Annotated in this window: 13 protein-coding genes; 4 read left to right on the forward strand and 9 right to left on the reverse strand. The window is 59.0% G+C overall.

Annotation, left to right across the window (positions count from 1 at the left end; genetic code table 11):
• Positions 1 to 99: 99 nt before the first annotated feature.
• Positions 100 to 1,053: a 4-hydroxybenzoate octaprenyltransferase gene (gene ubiA, locus AGR2A_RS04525; protein ID WP_072494004.1), complete on the forward strand. Its 954-nt coding sequence runs from the start codon at positions 100 to 102 to the stop codon at positions 1,051 to 1,053.
• 72 nt (positions 1,054 to 1,125) lie between these two features.
• On the opposite strand, the gene AGR2A_RS04530 is transcribed toward ubiA, so the two are convergent.
• Positions 1,126 to 1,692, reverse strand: coding sequence for a DUF6101 family protein (locus AGR2A_RS04530; RefSeq protein ID WP_004440141.1), 567 nt, complete (start codon positions 1,690 to 1,692; stop codon positions 1,126 to 1,128).
• Positions 1,693 to 2,057: 365 nt separating this feature from the next.
• Here AGR2A_RS04530 and AGR2A_RS04535 point away from each other — a divergent pair, with 365 nt between their 5' ends.
• The gene (locus tag AGR2A_RS04535; RefSeq protein WP_072494005.1) at positions 2,058 to 4,496 is read left to right on the forward strand and encodes a DUF1217 domain-containing protein; all 2,439 of its coding nucleotides are present in this window, start codon (positions 2,058 to 2,060) and stop codon (positions 4,494 to 4,496) included.
• 54 nt (positions 4,497 to 4,550) lie between these two features.
• Here the strand turns inward: AGR2A_RS04535 and AGR2A_RS04540 are convergent, their stop codons facing one another.
• A complete protein-coding gene (locus AGR2A_RS04540) occupies positions 4,551 to 5,501 on the reverse strand; it encodes a LysR substrate-binding domain-containing protein (protein WP_004440144.1) in 951 nt (316 codons plus the stop codon).
• Between the two features lie 203 nt (positions 5,502 to 5,704).
• On the opposite strand from AGR2A_RS04540, the gene AGR2A_RS04545 reads away from it, so the two are divergent.
• Positions 5,705 to 5,986 (forward strand): DUF1127 domain-containing protein, encoded by a 282-nt coding sequence (locus tag AGR2A_RS04545; RefSeq protein ID WP_004440146.1) that lies wholly within the window; start codon positions 5,705 to 5,707, stop codon positions 5,984 to 5,986.
• A 178-nt stretch (positions 5,987 to 6,164) separates the two neighbouring features.
• Here the strand turns inward: AGR2A_RS04545 and AGR2A_RS04550 are convergent, their stop codons facing one another.
• The 7 genes from AGR2A_RS04550 to AGR2A_RS04585 form a co-directional block, all read right to left on the reverse strand.
• A complete protein-coding gene (locus AGR2A_RS04550) occupies positions 6,165 to 7,538 on the reverse strand; it encodes a glutamate--cysteine ligase (protein WP_072494006.1) in 1,374 nt (457 codons plus the stop codon).
• Positions 7,539 to 7,655: 117 nt separating this feature from the next.
• A complete protein-coding gene (locus tag AGR2A_RS04555; protein WP_072494007.1) occupies positions 7,656 to 8,393 on the reverse strand; it encodes a 16S rRNA (uracil(1498)-N(3))-methyltransferase in 738 nt (245 codons plus the stop codon).
• A 14-nt stretch (positions 8,394 to 8,407) separates the two neighbouring features.
• The gene (locus AGR2A_RS04560) at positions 8,408 to 9,913 is read right to left on the reverse strand and encodes an inorganic phosphate transporter (protein WP_072494008.1); all 1,506 of its coding nucleotides are present in this window, start codon (positions 9,911 to 9,913) and stop codon (positions 8,408 to 8,410) included.
• Between the two features lie 161 nt (positions 9,914 to 10,074).
• On the reverse strand, positions 10,075 to 10,515 hold the full coding sequence (locus AGR2A_RS04570; RefSeq protein ID WP_034495984.1) for an NUDIX hydrolase: 441 nt from the start codon (positions 10,513 to 10,515) through the stop codon (positions 10,075 to 10,077).
• 287 nt (positions 10,516 to 10,802) lie between these two features.
• Positions 10,803 to 11,549: an HAD-IIB family hydrolase gene (locus tag AGR2A_RS04575; RefSeq protein WP_072494010.1), complete on the reverse strand. Its 747-nt coding sequence runs from the start codon at positions 11,547 to 11,549 to the stop codon at positions 10,803 to 10,805.
• A complete protein-coding gene (locus AGR2A_RS04580; protein WP_004440158.1) occupies positions 11,546 to 12,892 on the reverse strand; it encodes a glycosyltransferase family 4 protein in 1,347 nt (448 codons plus the stop codon). The genes AGR2A_RS04575 and AGR2A_RS04580 overlap by 4 nt, the downstream gene beginning before the upstream one ends.
• Before the next feature lie 103 nt (positions 12,893 to 12,995).
• Complete coding sequence (locus AGR2A_RS04585) at positions 12,996 to 13,769, reverse strand: FadR/GntR family transcriptional regulator (RefSeq protein WP_072494011.1); 774 nt, start codon at positions 13,767 to 13,769, stop codon at positions 12,996 to 12,998.
• A 288-nt stretch (positions 13,770 to 14,057) separates the two neighbouring features.
• Here AGR2A_RS04585 and AGR2A_RS04590 point away from each other — a divergent pair, with 288 nt between their 5' ends.
• Positions 14,058 to 15,332 (forward strand): DUF3422 family protein, encoded by a 1,275-nt coding sequence (locus AGR2A_RS04590; RefSeq protein ID WP_004440163.1) that lies wholly within the window; start codon positions 14,058 to 14,060, stop codon positions 15,330 to 15,332.
• The last annotated feature ends 3 nt before the right edge of the window (positions 15,333 to 15,335 follow it).

Raw genomic sequence — 15,335 nt, forward strand, 5'->3', positions numbered from 1 at the left:
TGAAAAGCCCCGCCGCGAACCGCTGCGGGACTTTTCTGCGTGTACGGTCGGCTGCTGAAATCCATTCCGATTTTGCGGCTGATGCTGTAGAACCATCCCATGGTTCACCACAGCGATTTGTCAGACCGCGTCTCCGACGCGCCATCCAATAACTGGGTCTATCGGATTTTGCCGAGGCCCCTCTGGCCCTATGCGCAGCTGGCCCGGTGGGATCGACCCATCGGCTGGCAATTGCTGATGTGGCCATGCTTCTGGTCCGCAGCCCTCGCGGCCAACGCGGCGGTGGCGACCGGCGGCTTTTCCTGGGGCACGCTGCTCTGGCATCTAGTGCTGTTCTTCATCGGCTCGGTGGCGATGCGCGGCGCGGGCTGCACCTATAATGATCTGGCCGACCACAAGATCGACATGGCAGTGGCGCGCACCCGCTCGCGACCGCTGCCGTCGGGCCGGGTGAGCCGCGGACAGGCCAAGGTCTTCATCGTCCTGCAGGCGCTTGCCGGGCTGGTCGTCCTCCTGCAGTTCAACAGTTTCGCAATCGCGACCGGTATGTTCTCGCTGTTCTTCGTGGCGATCTATCCCTTCGCCAAGCGCTTCACCAACTGGCCGCAATTTTTCCTCGGTCTTGCCTTTTCCTGGGGCGCGCTGATGGGCTGGGCGGGGCAGTTCGGATCGATTGCCTGGCCGGCTGTCCTGCTTTATGTCGGCTCCATCGCCTGGACGATCGGTTATGATACAATCTACGCCCACCAGGACAAGGAAGATGACACGGCGGTGGGCATCGGTTCTACCGCCCTCCTGTTTGGAGAAAACACACATCGCTGGCTGGTTTTCCTTTATGGCACAGCCCTTGCCATGATGTTCCTGTCGTTCTGGACGGCGGGTGTTAACGTCATTGCCTATAGCGGACTTGCCGCCGCGGCTCTCATGCTGTTCCGGCAGGTATGGGTGCTTGATATCGATGACGTTGACCAGTGCCTCGTGCTGTTCAAATCCAACAACCGCGTCGGCGTGCTGATTTTCGCAGGGCTCATTCTGCCGCTGCTGCTGGTGTAAGCTGCGGGAATAGCGAATAAGAAAAAGCCCGGTCGCGTCATCCGCGCCGGGCTTTTTGTGTTATGAAGAAGATCAGTTGCGGGCGATGATTTCCTTGCCCTCGATCTTCATGCTCATGCCGAGCGAACCGGTGGAACGGCGAACGAGGAAGCGCGGGCGGCGCTCCGCGAAATAGGAATGGCGGCGGCGCGGACGGGTATTCTGGGTGCGCACCTTGCCGAGATGTTCTTCCAGCGGACGGGCGACGCCATCGGCTTCCACCATCAGCATGGGAATGCGGTAGGCCTCGGACCAGCTGCGCCAGTCGGCGGCGATATCGCACAGATCGTGGGCGACGAGAAGCGGAACGCAAAGGTCCGGATCGTCGTGATGCAGCTCGAGAGTCACCGTCACCTGCCCGTCACCATGGTCGATGGCGCGGGCGGCAACACCCTTGAAGGCGCGGGCAGGCAGGGCGAAGGACAGAGGCAGGCCGGAAGAGGACAGAACCTTTCTCAGAACGGCGCCCCGTTCATCGAGGGTGACGGCGACATCGGTCGCGCCATTGCCTTTTCCATAGGTGACCTGTTGCGGAAAACGTGCCGGGTCTAACCTGAGAGTGGCGACGGCCCAGTCGGGCTTCAGAACGGTCTTGGTCATGTTTATTCTACCCTTGTTTTACCTGAGAGCCGGTTTCCGGTCTTCTCATCGGGACTTTTCGTCCTCTGATGTCAGGAGAATATCCGCCGCCTGTTCGAGACTGCTTAAAAATCGCGGTTAAGAAAACTTTGCATTCCCAAATGGTTAGCAAAACACACTGTGGCATGGTTTCGCTTGGGTAAAGGAGATCGGGACAATGCGGTTTTTATCCCGGTCGAAATTGTGCTCTTTCAAGCTCCGGGCAAGGCGCGTCCTGCATAGTCGCGTCGGGCCCTGCCGCGCTTCCGGATGGAGGCATGGCGGGGCGGATTCAAGCGGAGTTTCGACGTTCCACGGGGACGAGCGAGGCTCCAGGGGGCATTCGGATGGTATCGACTTATCTCAGCTACGACCTCATCAACCGCGATATGAAGACAAGCATTTCACGCGTGTCGCAGCAGGCAATCACCGAGCGTCAGACGAAATATTACAAGGAAAACATCGGCAATGTGAAAAGCGTCGATGAATTCCTCGATAACTATCAGCTCTATTCCTATGCCATGGATGCCTTCGGCCTCGGCGAGATGACCTATGCCAAGGCTTTCATGAAAAAGGTGCTGGAGAGCGACCTGAACGACCAGAACAGCTTCGCCAACAAGCTGACGGACGAGCGGTATCGGGAATTTGCCGCTGCCTTCAATTTCACGGCCTCGACAAAGACGGTTCAGACGGAGGCACAGCTCGACAAGATGATCGGGCTCTACGGGACGTCGATCACCGACATGGATGACAGCCTTGCCGAAGAGACCCGCTATTACAAGGCGATCATCGGCACGGTCACCAACGTTGATCAGCTGCTCCAGAACGACAGGGCCCGCGCCTATATATTTCAGGTCTTCAGCATCGATGAGAAGACCTATACCTATTCCCATATCCGGGGATTGATGACGAGCGACATCGCCGATCCCGACAGCTACCTCAATCAGAAATTTGGCGCTGCCTATAATGATGCGGTCGAAAAGCTGACCATGAAAGGTAATATCGAACTGCACGCGGAGGTCACGGCGCGCATCGCCGCAATCGACACTTCACTCGCGGGAACGGAACTGACAGACGAGCAGCGCACGGCGCTCGAGGCGGAAAAAGTTACCAGGCAGGACCAGCTGACGCAGCTCGAAGCCGTGCTGCCACCCAAGAGCGAGTGGGAAGCGAAGCTTGCCGCGATCACCGCAGAACAGACGACGCTTTCAAATGCCGTTACCCAATATAACAAGATGGCACAGCTCGCCGCCGCCTTCGAATTCAAAAACGATGGCACCGTTGCCGCCGGCGGGGCGCAGAAAGCTGACAATATCAAGGTGATGACGGATGCCTACATCAGCAGCGCACCGCGCGTGACGCCGACGGTCGCCACGCTGAACCGGGACTATTTCGAATCGAAGATCGGTTCGATCAAGACCGTGGACGAACTGCTCTCGGATACGCGTCTCCTCAACTATATCAAGGTTGCCTTTGACCTTAACGACCTGACGATCGTGACGGCGACGATCGAGAACATCCTGACCAGCGACCTGAACGACCCGAACAATTACATCGCGACTTTCGGCAAGAACGACAAGCGCTACCTCGCCATGAGGAACGCGTTCAATTTCAAGACGGACGGAACACTTGCCGACGGCACGACGCCGCAGACGACGCTGCAGACCGCGACCACGACAAGCGGCTACACGACCCATTACGGCGAAAAGGATGACGCCGCCGACGAGAAGGCGCTGACCTTATTCAAGAGTGACATTAGAAGCGTCACCTCCGTCAAGGATTTCCTCGACAGCAGCGCAGTCTATAATTATGCGCTGAAGGCCGTCGGCCTCGATCCGGCCAAGGTGAATGCGGCGGATATCCGCAAGGTCCTCACCAGCGACCTTCAGGACAAAAAGAGCTACGTCTATACGCTGAAAGACGAGCGCTATGTCAAACTGGCGGAGCTTTTCAACTTCGCACCGGACGGAAGTCTGGGCTCCCCGGTGCTGGCACAGTCGGAAATCGAGATGCAGACCATGTCGGCTGACTACATCAAGAAGAAGTCAGCTTTCGGCACTGAGAAAGACAAGGAAACCGCCAAGAAGGAGGCGGAATATTTCACGGGCGAGATGCAGAAGATCAAGACGCTCAAGGATTTTCTGAGCAATGATCGTCTTACGGAATTCGCGATGGAATCGCTTGGCATCGATCCCAAAACTGTGACGAAGGAACAGCTGCAGAAGATGTTCTCGTCGAAACTGGATGATGGCGAAAGCTATCTCAACAAGGAAATGGATCCGGTCTTCCGCCGTCTCGTCACCGCCTTCAACTTCGATTCTGACGGCAATATCCTTCGCGAAGACCGCAGCCTGATCCAGACACGGCGCGGTCTCTACGAGACACTGGACAATTATCTGACCCAGACCCTGGAGACGCAGGCGGGCGAAGAGAATGCCGGCGTCCGTCTGGCGCTTTATTTCAAGCGCATCGCGGCAGGCACGACGTCCTATTATTCCATCCTTGCCGATACCGCGATCCAGAGTTTCATCAACACCACCTTCGGCATTCCTGACGAACTCGGCAATGCCCCGGTCGATACGCAGGTGGCGATGATGAAGAAATACTTCGACATCAAGGATTTTCAGGACCCGGAAAAGGTAAAGAAGCTCGTCGCGCGTTTTACCGTCATGTATGACAACGCGCAGAACACCACAGATCCCATCATGATGCTGTTCAATGGCAGCGGCTCTGCGGGAATCAGCGGCGATACGCTGCTGGCGGTAGCAACGCTGCGCGCGCGATAGGCGCCGTCGGACCGGCTTGTCAGCGCGGGGCGCGCTCGGCGATCCGCCGCCGGATTACCAGCCCGGCAGCATATGCCCGGCGCGCAGGCGCGGCATCTTCGGATAGGTCTTCACATCGCTGTCCATCTCGTCGACCACGCTCATCGGTGAGATATTGTCGAGGCAGGCGGTGATATGGTCGGTGATGGCATTCACCAGCGATGGGGAAAGGCCCGGTCGTTTCATCAGGCCGATCTGCACCGGCGGCAGCGGCGGGAAGCCGTCTGCGGCGGTCAGAACCTTCATGCCGGTGCGCAGCGCCGATTCCGGCAGCACCGAAACAGCCATGCCCGCCAGCACGGCGGCGGCAACGACGGTTGAAGACCAGCTGGTGAACAGCACCTGGTAATCGCGCCCATCGGCATCGAGCGCCGAACAGGCGAGCTGGCGCCAGTGGCAGTCACGTCGTCCGACGGCGAGGGGCACCGGGGCATCGTCCTTCAGCGGATGGTTGGCGGAAGCGACCCAGCACAGCGGTTCGGTACGCACCACATCCGACGAGCGGGCCCGCGGATTGTGGGTGACGAGAGCGATATCCAGTTCGCCGCGCGCCATTTTTTCCGCAAGGCTAACCGACGGCTCGCAGACGATGTAAAGCTCGACATTCGGATGAGTCTTCGCGAAACGCCCGATGATCTCGGGCATGTAACGGTCGGCATAGTCATCGGGCGTGCCGATGCGCAGCGTGCCCTCCAGCCGGTTGTCATCGAAGGCGGCGATCGCCTCGTTATTGAGGCGGATGATACGGCGGGCATAGTTCATCAGCTTTTCGCCTTCCGCCGTCAGGCGGTTGCCCCGCCCGTCCTTGGCGAAGAGCTGTTTGCCGATGCGTTCTTCCAGCCGTCGCATCTGCATCGAGACGGCGGACTGTGTCTTGAAAACGCGGTCTGCGGCCTTGGTGAAGCTGCCCGTGTCGACGATGGCGATGAAGGTGTGCAGCTGGTCTATGTCGAGAGGTGCGGACATGGATGGTCATCCATCAGAATGATTGATGTCTTACATTAGAAACATTCGTTGGACTGATCAATAGTCTTGCGACATTTTGACACCAAGCAAATCAATCTCAACCCCGGGCCGGCGAAACGTCAGGCCCCCAACCCGAGGCAGCTTCTCGCGCGTGGTGCGCCGGGGGCGGTGCCGCATCGTGCCGTTACGAAAGGATAAGTGTCATGCGCACGGCAGAACGGAGAATGGAACTGGAACTTGCAACAGCACGGCCGAACGATACGTTCCGCCGCGTCGCTTTCCGCGTCAAGACCTTCGTGCAGCGCATCTACAATCGTATCGTGGCGAATGGCCTCACCGAGCTGGATGATCGTCTTCTCGCCGATATCGGCCTGGCAAGATCGGACGTCAGCGACGCCCTCAACACGGGCCTGCTGGAAGATCCCACCGCTCATCTGACCCGCGCGGCACGTCGACGGGCCGTAACAAGGTTCAAGACACTTTGAAATAGCGCCATCCGGCAGGCCTCCAGCTGCCGGAGAGGCCCTCCAGCCGAAAGGTTTCCCCGCAGGGTGATTTGCCAATAGCCCTGCCTTTGCCCGGTGTCAGGCCCCCTCGGCCGCACCGGGTTTTTTTATGTCTGCGATTGGCGCTCTCGCGAAACCCGAAGCGGTTCCGCTGGTTTTAATACTGATATTCCTCGAACACAGGAAGAACCGAGCCGCCCCAGCGGCCATTGTAAAGCGCCAGCAAGTCTTCGGCGAGTGTCGTTTTCTTCGCCAATACCTCGTCCAGCGAGGACAGGAATACGGTCTCGTCCTGACCTTCACCATTCAGCCGGTTGCGGTTTTTCAGTCCGGTGCGGGAAATATCGAGCACTTCGCGCGCGATACCGAGAAGTGGCTTGCCGGCGATTTCGGCATTCAGTCCCTTGGCCGGAACCGCATCACGAAGGGCGATAACCTCGTCGAAGCTCCAGGCCGCCGTCAGTGCGTCGGCAGCGTCCAGCGCTTGCCGATCGTAGAGAAGGCCGACCCAGAAGGCTGGCAGGGCGCAGATGCGTCTCCACGGGCCGCCGTCGGCGCCGCGCATTTCCAGAAAACGCTTCAGGCGCACATCGGGGAACAGGGTGGAGAGATGGTTCGTCCAGTCGCCCATGGTCGGTTCCCATGCGGCGATTTCGCCCTTGAGCGCACCATTCATGAACTGACGGAAGGTGATATGGGTGCAATCATGGTATCTACCGTCGCGCACGATGAAATACATCGGCACGTCGAGCGCCCATTCCACATAGTCCTTGAACCCGAAATCCTCGTTGAAGGTGAAGGGCAAGACGCCCGAGCGGCGATTGTCAGTATCGCGCCAGATATCGCCGCGCCACGAGAGAAGACCGTTCGGCTTGCCCTCCGTAAAGGGCGACGAGGCGAAAAGCGCCGTTGCCAGAGACTGCAGCTTCATGGAAACGCGCATCTTCTGGCGCATGTCGGCTTCGGATGAAAAGTCGAGATTAACCTGAATGGTGCAGGTGCGGTACATCATGTCGAGACCCTTGGTCCCGACTTTCGGCATGTAGCGCGTCATGATCGCGTAGCGCGATTTCGGCATGCGTGGCGTTTCGTCAAAGGTCCACAGCGGGCTGCCGCCGATGCCGAGGAAACGGATGCCCATCGGCTCTGCCACTTCGCGCAGCGTCGCCAGATGCTGGTTGGATTCCTTGCAGGTCTGGTGCAGGTTCTCAAGCGGCGCGCCCGAAAGTTCGAACTGCCCGCCCGGTTCGATGGAGATGGCACCCATGCCGTGTTGTTCGCCGAGGCCGATGATGTTTTCACCGTCCATTATCGGGTCCCAGCCGAGCTTCTCCTGCATGCCCTTCAAAAGTGCGGAAATGCTGGCATCGCCGAAATAAGGAACCGGCCGGTTGTCCTCGCGGAAAAAGGCGAATTTTTCGTGCTCGGTGCCGATACGGAAATCGGCTTCAGCTTTGTTACCGCCCGCCAGATAATCGGTAAGCTCCGTAACGGAGGAAAGGGGGGTCTGGTCGGTCGTGTCGCGTGCCATGGCTTACCTTGTTATGACGTCTCTGTTGCGGCGAGGCATATGATTGGCAGATAGGGCCGTATCGTAGCTGGAGGCAAATGAATTTCTTTTAAAGATGCATGAAGAGCAACGGAGCATTTAGTTCCAGTCGCCGATCGTGGCCTGAATGACCGCCAGTGCGGCAACCGCAGCCGTATCTGCCCTCAGAATGCGCGGCCCGAGCGGAATGGGGGTGACGAAGTCGAGGCTGCGCAGAAGCTCCCTTTCTTCCTCCGAAAATCCACCTTCCGGACCGACCAGCAATGCGATTTTGCGTTCCTTCACTGCCTGCAGGATCGGCAGCGGATTTTGCCCCGTGTCGCCTTCGTCGCAATAGATGATGCGCCTGTCGTGGGGCCAGGTGTCCAGCATGTCCTTCAGTTTCACCGGCTCGGCCACCTCGGGCAGGGACAGTATGCCGCACTGCTCGGCGGCTTCGATGGCGTTGGCGCGCAATTTTTCGGTGTTGTGAATCTTGCCTTGGACATGCTGTGTCATCACCGGCTGCAACAGGCCGGCCCCCATCTCCACCGCCTTCTGCACCAGGTAATCCATGCGCCCGACTTTCAGCGGCACGAAAAGATAATGCAGGTCCGCGGGGTTTGGCTGAGGCCGCGTCTGTTCGAGGGGGACGAGCACGATCTTCTTGCGGCTCGGAAAGGCAAGTTTCGCTCTCCACTCGCCGTCCCGACCGTTGAACAGCAGGATTTCCGCACCATCGGTCATCCGCAGCACATTGGCGAGATAGTTGAACTGTTCGGCGGTCGCCTCCAGCGCGACGCCTTCGGCAAGGCTGGCTTCGATATACAGGCGTTGCATCCGGAAATTGGCGCGCATGGGATTTTTCGGCTTTAGAGAAAGAGGAAGGACATGAACCAGTAGAGCAGCGCCGCGAGCGCTGCACTGGAGGGAACGGTGACCAGCCAGGCGGCGATGATCGTCATGAAGTGGGAGCGGCGGACAAGATATCGGCGGCGTATCTCCGAAGGATTGTCGGCATATTTGTCAGACCGGCGGGGTCGGCCGTCACCAACCTGGACCAGATCCTGTCGCCTGCGGGACGATTGCGTGTACCATTCACGGAAAAAGCCGACGCCGAACACCGCGCCGATCGCCGTATGGGTGGTGCTGACCGGCAGTCCAAAACGCGAGGCGACGAGAACGGTGAGCGCAGTTGCCACCGAAACGCAGAAGGCGCGCATCGGGTTGAGCTTGGTGATCTGCTCGCCGACGAGGCGGATGAGGCGCGGGCCATAAAGAAGGATACCGCAGGAGAGCCCGAAGGCGCCGACCAGCATCACCCACAGCGGCGCACGTGCAGAGGTGCTTACCGCCTCGTCATGCAGGGCCCGCACGATGGCCACGACAGGGCCAATGGCGTTCGAAACGTCATTAGCCCCATGCGCGAAGGACATCAGGCCGGCGGCGAGAACGAGCGGCCACTGGAACAGGATGCGAAGCGACTGGTTGCGGTTTTCCAGTCCTTCCGACTGCTTGCGGATGATCGGCACGCCAAGCCGCCAGACGACAAGCCCGGTCACCAGCCCAATCAGGCTGGCGTTTCCAAGCGACACATGCATGAGCTGCCGCAACCCGACCCAGATGAGATAAGCCGTAAAAACACCCGCCATCAAACCGATGAGGACCGGCACCCACCGCTGCGCCGCGCTAATCTTGTCCTCGCGGTAAATGATGAATTCCTTGATGAACGCAAGGATGATGATGGCTATGGCGGCGCTGATGAAGGGCGCGAGGACCCATGCGAAGGCGATGCTGCCGAGCGACAGCCAATCCACTGCTTTCGCTCCGTAGGCGGCCATGCCCGCGCCTGCGACTCCGCCCACGACCGTATGGGTGGTTGAAATCGGTGCTCTGGTCCAGGTCGAGATATTGACGAGAAGGCCGGCGGCGAGAAGCGCAGACAGCATTGCCCAGGAGAAAACGGTTCTGTCGGGAATGGTCTCGATGTTGATGATGCCGCTGGAAATGGTTTCGACGACATTGCCGCCGGTGATCAGCGCCCCCGCAATCTCGCAGATCGCGGCGATGATGAGCGCGACGGCAAGCGGCATCGCCTTGGCGCCGACCGCGGGGCCGACATTGTTCGTCACGTCATTGGCGCCGATATTGATTGCCATATAAGCGCCGATGGCGACGGCGGCGATGATGATGACGGCGCCCGAAGTGCCTACGACAAAAGCACCGGCGAAGACCGCCGCCAGAACGACGAACATGAAGCCGGCGCCAAGGCCCGCAAGCTGCTGTGTGACATGCAGCGTCGCTTCTTCGACACGGGTAATCTTGTCGAGATCCTTGTCGAGCGTCGGCTTCATGTTTGATGGCGGCTTCAATGCCATTCAGACCTCGTTTGCCAGCATTCCCTTTCGTCCGGCAGTGTCGCAGGTTGAAGGCAATTTACAGAAAGACTGTTACATCTCGTACATCTTTCCAAAAGGAAAGACGATAAAAGCCGTGTTCGAAAAACAAACTGCAAATTGCCACACCTGGGGCGGCCGCACTATTTTGAATGCGTCATCCGTTTGTCGAAAGCGAGCATCAGCGCTTTCAGTTCCGGCTCGTTGACCCGTCTGGTCGCCTCCTGGGGGCTGACCCATTCCAGTCGCCTGGATTCCTTTTCAGGAAAGCTATCCTGCATTTCGGAAACTTCGAGCAGATGCACCTGAACCCTGCATGGCACATTGATGCCGCTGTTCAGTTTTTTCTCGTATTCGTAGTAACCGAAGGGGGCCTTCTCCACCGTGCCCTTGACGCCTGCTTCCTCATAGGCTTCCTGCTCGGCTACCGCATGGGCCTTTTTATGCGCCATGGGCCAGCCTTTGGGAATGACCCATCGTCCCGTATCCCTGCTTGTCAGCAGCAGCACTTCAGGCCCCGGATTTTTCTTGGAGAACCGATAGCACAGCGCCGCATATTGCTGCCGCGGCGGTCTGCGCAACATCAAGCCAACATCTGTCGCCAATCGATTCAAAATCTTCAATCCGAATAGGTCCTTCTTTGCCTGCCTATGATAATTGCTAATATAGATATCCCGTAAATTCCGCCAATCCCGCAACCTCCATAACCCACTACTGTCTTCACGCTGATGAAGCCTGCGGAAAAGATGATGCGGCAGATTTGCGAACAAAGTTTCGACCGGGTGGTTCCCCGGCCGAACAGCCCGATTGCGGTCTCACGGATGCGTCCTTTTCACACCGTTCGCAACCAAAGCATCGATAACGGAACGCTTCAGGCGGGGCGCAGTCCCCAATGGCGCAGGCCTTCAACCACGCCGTCCGCTTCGGACGCGCCCGAGCGGAAATAACGGCTGTCGAGATCAGCCAGCGATACAAGCTCCGGCAGGGCATTACCGACAATGACGCCACGAATGTCCGTCAACTCGAACATCGCCCGATCATTGCCAGTATCGCCTGCGACCACTGATTCGTCGAGGCCGATACGCAATTGTCCACATAACCATGCGAGCGCCGCGCCCTTGTCGGCGGCCTTCGGTAATATATCCAGATCACGCCCGCTGGAATAGACGATCCGGGCTTCGATATCGGCCCCGATCAGCGCAGCCTCGATATCGGCCAGTGTCGCTTCATCTGCATCATGCAGGAACCAGCTGGACTTGAGGCCATGCTGGTAACGCTCCTCCTGCATCGTCACACCCGGAACAGCGCTCATTACATCGGCAATTTTCTCCGGGTCGAAGCCGGTGCCGAGGGAATGTGTGTAGGCGCTCTCCAGGTCGCTGCGCTCCTTGGCATGCAGCATGGTGCCGACCCCGCCGATGATGTAATCAGGTCGGGGCAGCGGCACTTCTTCCATAAGGGCGAGCTGGTCATCCACCAGCCTGCCGCTGTTGAACACCAGAACCGGACGGCGATCGTCCGGCAATGACTGCCAGAAATCCCGGAACCGCCGCGTCGCGTCATTATCGCCCACGACGGTGCCGTCGAGATCCGTTGAAAAAAGGCGAAGCGGTCTCAATCGCCGTCATTCCATGGTTCGGCCCAGTCGGCTTCCTCGAGGACCGGCATCATGGTCCTGCCTTCCACCACGGCCAGAAGCTGCTGAGCAATCCCGGTCCATGTGAAGAGGCTGCGCGCCTTATGCGCGCCCATGCGGGAGAGGCGCCCATAAAGTCGCTCGTGCTTGAACGGCTTCATCATTGTGATGCCAAGATCCTCCTTGTCGAAAGGATCGGCGAATAACGCATGGCGACCATAGCTGACGGCTCGGAACAATCCGCCGTGGATGGTAACAACAGTCGGCGTGCCGCTTGCCATCGCCTCGATGGCCGTCATGCCGAAGGGCTCGTAGCGGCTGGACAGCACGAAGAGATCGGCCGCGCGATAGATGTCGGGCAGGTCTTCATCCGCGACATAGCCGGAGAATACCACCTTCTCCTCCAGTCCGAGCGATTTCACCCGCTCCTTGAGCTGGTTGAGGATGGTGGTTTCCTGCTCGTCCATGTTCTCGCCGCCCACGGCAAGATGCAGGCGGGCCTCCGGCTCGCGCTCGGCAAGAACCGAGAAGCCGTCGATCAGCAGGTCATAGCCCTTGTTGGTAGCAAGTCGTCCGAGCGCCAGCACCACCTTGCCTTCAAATCCGAAACGCTGGCGTATCATCTGCCGTGTCGCATCCGATACCGGGAAAAAGCGGTTGTCGTCATAACCCGGCGGAATCATGTGGATGTGCTTGCGCTTTTGCCCGTAGTCTTCAATGAGGACGTCGAGCTGCACCGGCGTGGTGGCGATCACCATATCGCAGCTGCGGTAGATGATGAGTTCGTGCTGGATGCGTTCCTTGAAATTGAACTCCAGTTCGAACGTATCGGCCTTTTCCGGATAGTCGGTTTCCATCTGGCGTTTTTTCCAGATGCCCAGCGAATGCGGCGTATGCAGATGCGGGATTTTCAGCGCCTCGGAAAGCCGCTGACCGGCGACGCCTGCGTCCCAGTAATGGCTGTTGATGAAGGAGTAGTTGAGATCGTTTTTCTTGATGAAACGCAGCGCATTTTCGCACCATTCCATCAGGTGTCGATGTAGATATTCCTTGGGAATGAAGTCGCGCCCGCCGCAGGGAATGCGCACCACGCGGACGCGCTCATCGACCTCGTCGAATTCCGGCTGGTCTTCGAAGCGCCGGGTATAAAGATCGACGGTATAACCGAGTTGGCCGAGTTTGCGTGCAAGCTCAAGCACATAAACCACCTGCCCCCCGGTATCGGCCGCGCCCAGTGGCGGATGCGCGGCGACATAGCCATGCGTCGATATGAGAGCTATCCGCGGATAGCGTTCAGTTTCGCTCGTGGTTGTCATGGGTCCCATCTTGGTAAATTTTTCCAATTAACCCGATAAAAAGACCAAAGAGCACAAAAGGTTCCATCAAAACCTGAATAAAATGGATTGCGTATTTCGCGTGAGGGCGTTTTTAACTACTCCGCTGCTGCTGCCGCAAACGGGAAATCCGGTCCCATTCCCGCGCCTGATGCGCCCTGGATGTCGTCTCAACGATGAAGTCGATGTGGGCCTCTGCCGCCGCCCGTGCCGATGCCGGATCGCCGGCGACGATGGCGTCGTAAATGGCGACATGCTGTCTCAGCACCTCGTCATGGGCGCCTGCGATACTGAAGATGATGTGGCGATTATAAAAGATGTCGTCGCTCAACAGCCGGTAGCAGGAGCGCAGCGTGTGCATAAGGACGATGTTGTGCGCCGCTTCGCCGATGGCGTTGTGAAACTCCACATCCCCCGCCAGTTCCTCTTCGAAGCGGCCTGCCTCGTGCGCATCGCGCATCCGCTCGACAATGGCGGCAAGGTTGCGCCTGTCCGGTTCTGTCGCCCGCTGCGCGGCAAGTTCGGCGGTCATGCCTTCAATATAACGGCGATATTCGAGAAAATCCCGCGTCGCCCGGCTGTGGCGGGTGATCAGCGCGCTCAAGGGATCGGAAAAGACCGGCCCGACAATATCGGCGACATAGGTGCCGCCGCCATGCCGGCTCACGAGAAGTCCGCGGGTTTCGAGTTCTTTCAGCGCTTCGCGCAGGATAGGTCGAGAGACGTCGAGGCGCTGCGCCAGTTCGCGCTCGCCGGGTAGACGGTCGCCATCGCGCAATATGCCGTCGAGGATTAGTTCTTCGAAACGTAAGATCACCTCCTGCGATGTGCGGCTGTGCTCGATGCGCGCAAAAAGCGTTTCGTCCATCGCAGAAGTCCCCGGCGAAATCCGCCCGTGTTTGATATCGTATGAAGTATCAGGCAAGTCTCGCACTGGTCAAATATTCTGTCCAGTTCTCTCGCTCGCTGTATCAATGCCTGCGGCAACACGGCATCTGCCTTTTTGAATTGGCTTTTGTTAAAGCGGTCCCGACAGGGGCACTACAGCGGATTTTTCTGTCAGGTGGATCAAAACAGTGACATCGGCGTCGATCGTGGTGTTGTCATCACAAACGATGCCTTAGACATCAGCCATAAAAGCGGGGACGATATCGCAATGGCAAAGGGTAGATTTGCATTCGCAAGCGCGCCGGAACGGTCGCTGGCATTGGGCGAGGTGCATGCGCGGCCGACGGTGCTGCTCGCCCCGTCGCGCATCATCATCCAGCTTGCCTTCATGATGGATGGCGGCTCGGCCGTGCACCATTCCGTTATTGCGGAAATGTCGCGCAGCCGCGGTGTTGCGCCGCCGGAACGCGATGCGCGTCACCACGCCATGCCGTGGGGGCAGGGGACATTGCGCTGGGAGCGGCATACCGAATTCTCGACCTGGTTCTGGGATGGCCCTGCGCCGGAAAAATTTGGCGGGGAGATTGCCGGCGATCCCTTCGGTGACGGCTTTTCGCCGCCCGGCTCGCTGATCTCGGGCGTGCGGCTGGAAATTCGCCCGGAGAGTGGTTTTACCTCGCAGGCGGAAACAATCTTCGAGCCGACCAGCCTCTGTCACAGCGATGTGCGGGACGGTCAGGCGGCTATCCTCACCGATTTCAGGCAGGATCGCGACGGGCTGACGCAGATATTGGTGATCGACCGCGGCCTCAGCGATTACAGCCGCGGCGCGCTGGTGCAGCGGCTGCTGGATATTGAAACCTATCGCACGCTTGCCATGCTCGGCCTGCCGATGGCGCAGACGCTCTCGCCGGAAATCCGCCGCATCGAGGATGGCTTGACGGGCATCACCCAACGCATGAAAAACGGCGCGCGTGACGAGGCGGATGCGCTGCTGGCCGAAATGACCCGGCTTGCGGCCGAACTCGAAGCCAATGCCGCCCTCAGCCTCTATCGTTTCGGTGCCAGCCGCGCCTATGACGGCATCGTGCGCGAACGCATACGGGCGCTGGCGGAAACGCCTGTTCATGGCCATGAGACGATGGGCAGCTTTCTGGAACGGCGTATGGCGCCCGCCATGCGCACCTGCCAGTCGGTGGAAGAGCGGCAGGCCAACCTGTCGCGCAAGCTCTATCGCGCCACGGCTCTGGTTCGAAGCTGGATTGATGTGGAGCTGGAACGGCAGAACACCGTGCTACTCAATACCATGAACAAGCGCGCCGCCATGCAGCTTCGACTGCAGCAGACGGTGGAAGGCCTGTCTGTCGCCGCCATCTCCTATTATGTCGTCGGGCTCATCGGTTATCTCACCAAGGCAATCAGCCATGATGTGCTGCCGGTCGACCCGGCCGTGGTCACCGGCGTTTCTGTGCCCTTCGCCGTGCTTGGCGTCTGGTGGGTGGTGCGCCGCATCCGCCGCTCCCATGCGGAGGGCGGGCACTGAGTG

Origin of the sequence: Agrobacterium genomosp. 2 str. CFBP 5494, assembly GCF_900013495.1 — a bacterium.
Taxonomy (GTDB): Bacteria; Pseudomonadota; Alphaproteobacteria; order Rhizobiales; family Rhizobiaceae; genus Agrobacterium; species Agrobacterium pusense.

Bases quoted from the DNA above. Each gene is read 5' to 3' on its own strand.
- AGR2A_RS04540 (WP_004440144.1), bottom strand. From the start codon at position 5,501: ATGTCCGCACCTCTCGACATAGACCAGCTGCACACCTTCATCGCCATC.
- AGR2A_RS04535 (WP_072494005.1), top strand. From the start codon at position 2,058: ATGGTATCGACTTATCTCAGCTACGACCTCATCAACCGCGATATGAAG.
- AGR2A_RS04550 (WP_072494006.1), bottom strand. From the start codon at position 7,538: ATGGCACGCGACACGACCGACCAGACCCCCCTTTCCTCCGTTACGGAG.
- AGR2A_RS04585 (WP_072494011.1), bottom strand. From the start codon at position 13,769: ATGGACGAAACGCTTTTTGCGCGCATCGAGCACAGCCGCACATCGCAG.
- AGR2A_RS04545 (WP_004440146.1), top strand. From the start codon at position 5,705: ATGCGCACGGCAGAACGGAGAATGGAACTGGAACTTGCAACAGCACGG.
- AGR2A_RS04560 (WP_072494008.1), bottom strand. From the start codon at position 9,913: ATGGCATTGAAGCCGCCATCAAACATGAAGCCGACGCTCGACAAGGAT.
- AGR2A_RS04555 (WP_072494007.1), bottom strand. From the start codon at position 8,393: ATGCGCGCCAATTTCCGGATGCAACGCCTGTATATCGAAGCCAGCCTT.
- AGR2A_RS04530 (WP_004440141.1), bottom strand. From the start codon at position 1,692: ATGACCAAGACCGTTCTGAAGCCCGACTGGGCCGTCGCCACTCTCAGG.
- ubiA (WP_072494004.1), top strand. From the start codon at position 100: ATGGTTCACCACAGCGATTTGTCAGACCGCGTCTCCGACGCGCCATCC.
- AGR2A_RS04590 (WP_004440163.1), top strand. From the start codon at position 14,058: ATGGCAAAGGGTAGATTTGCATTCGCAAGCGCGCCGGAACGGTCGCTG.
- AGR2A_RS04580 (WP_004440158.1), bottom strand. From the start codon at position 12,892: ATGGGACCCATGACAACCACGAGCGAAACTGAACGCTATCCGCGGATA.
- AGR2A_RS04570 (WP_034495984.1), bottom strand. From the start codon at position 10,515: ATGTTGCGCAGACCGCCGCGGCAGCAATATGCGGCGCTGTGCTATCGG.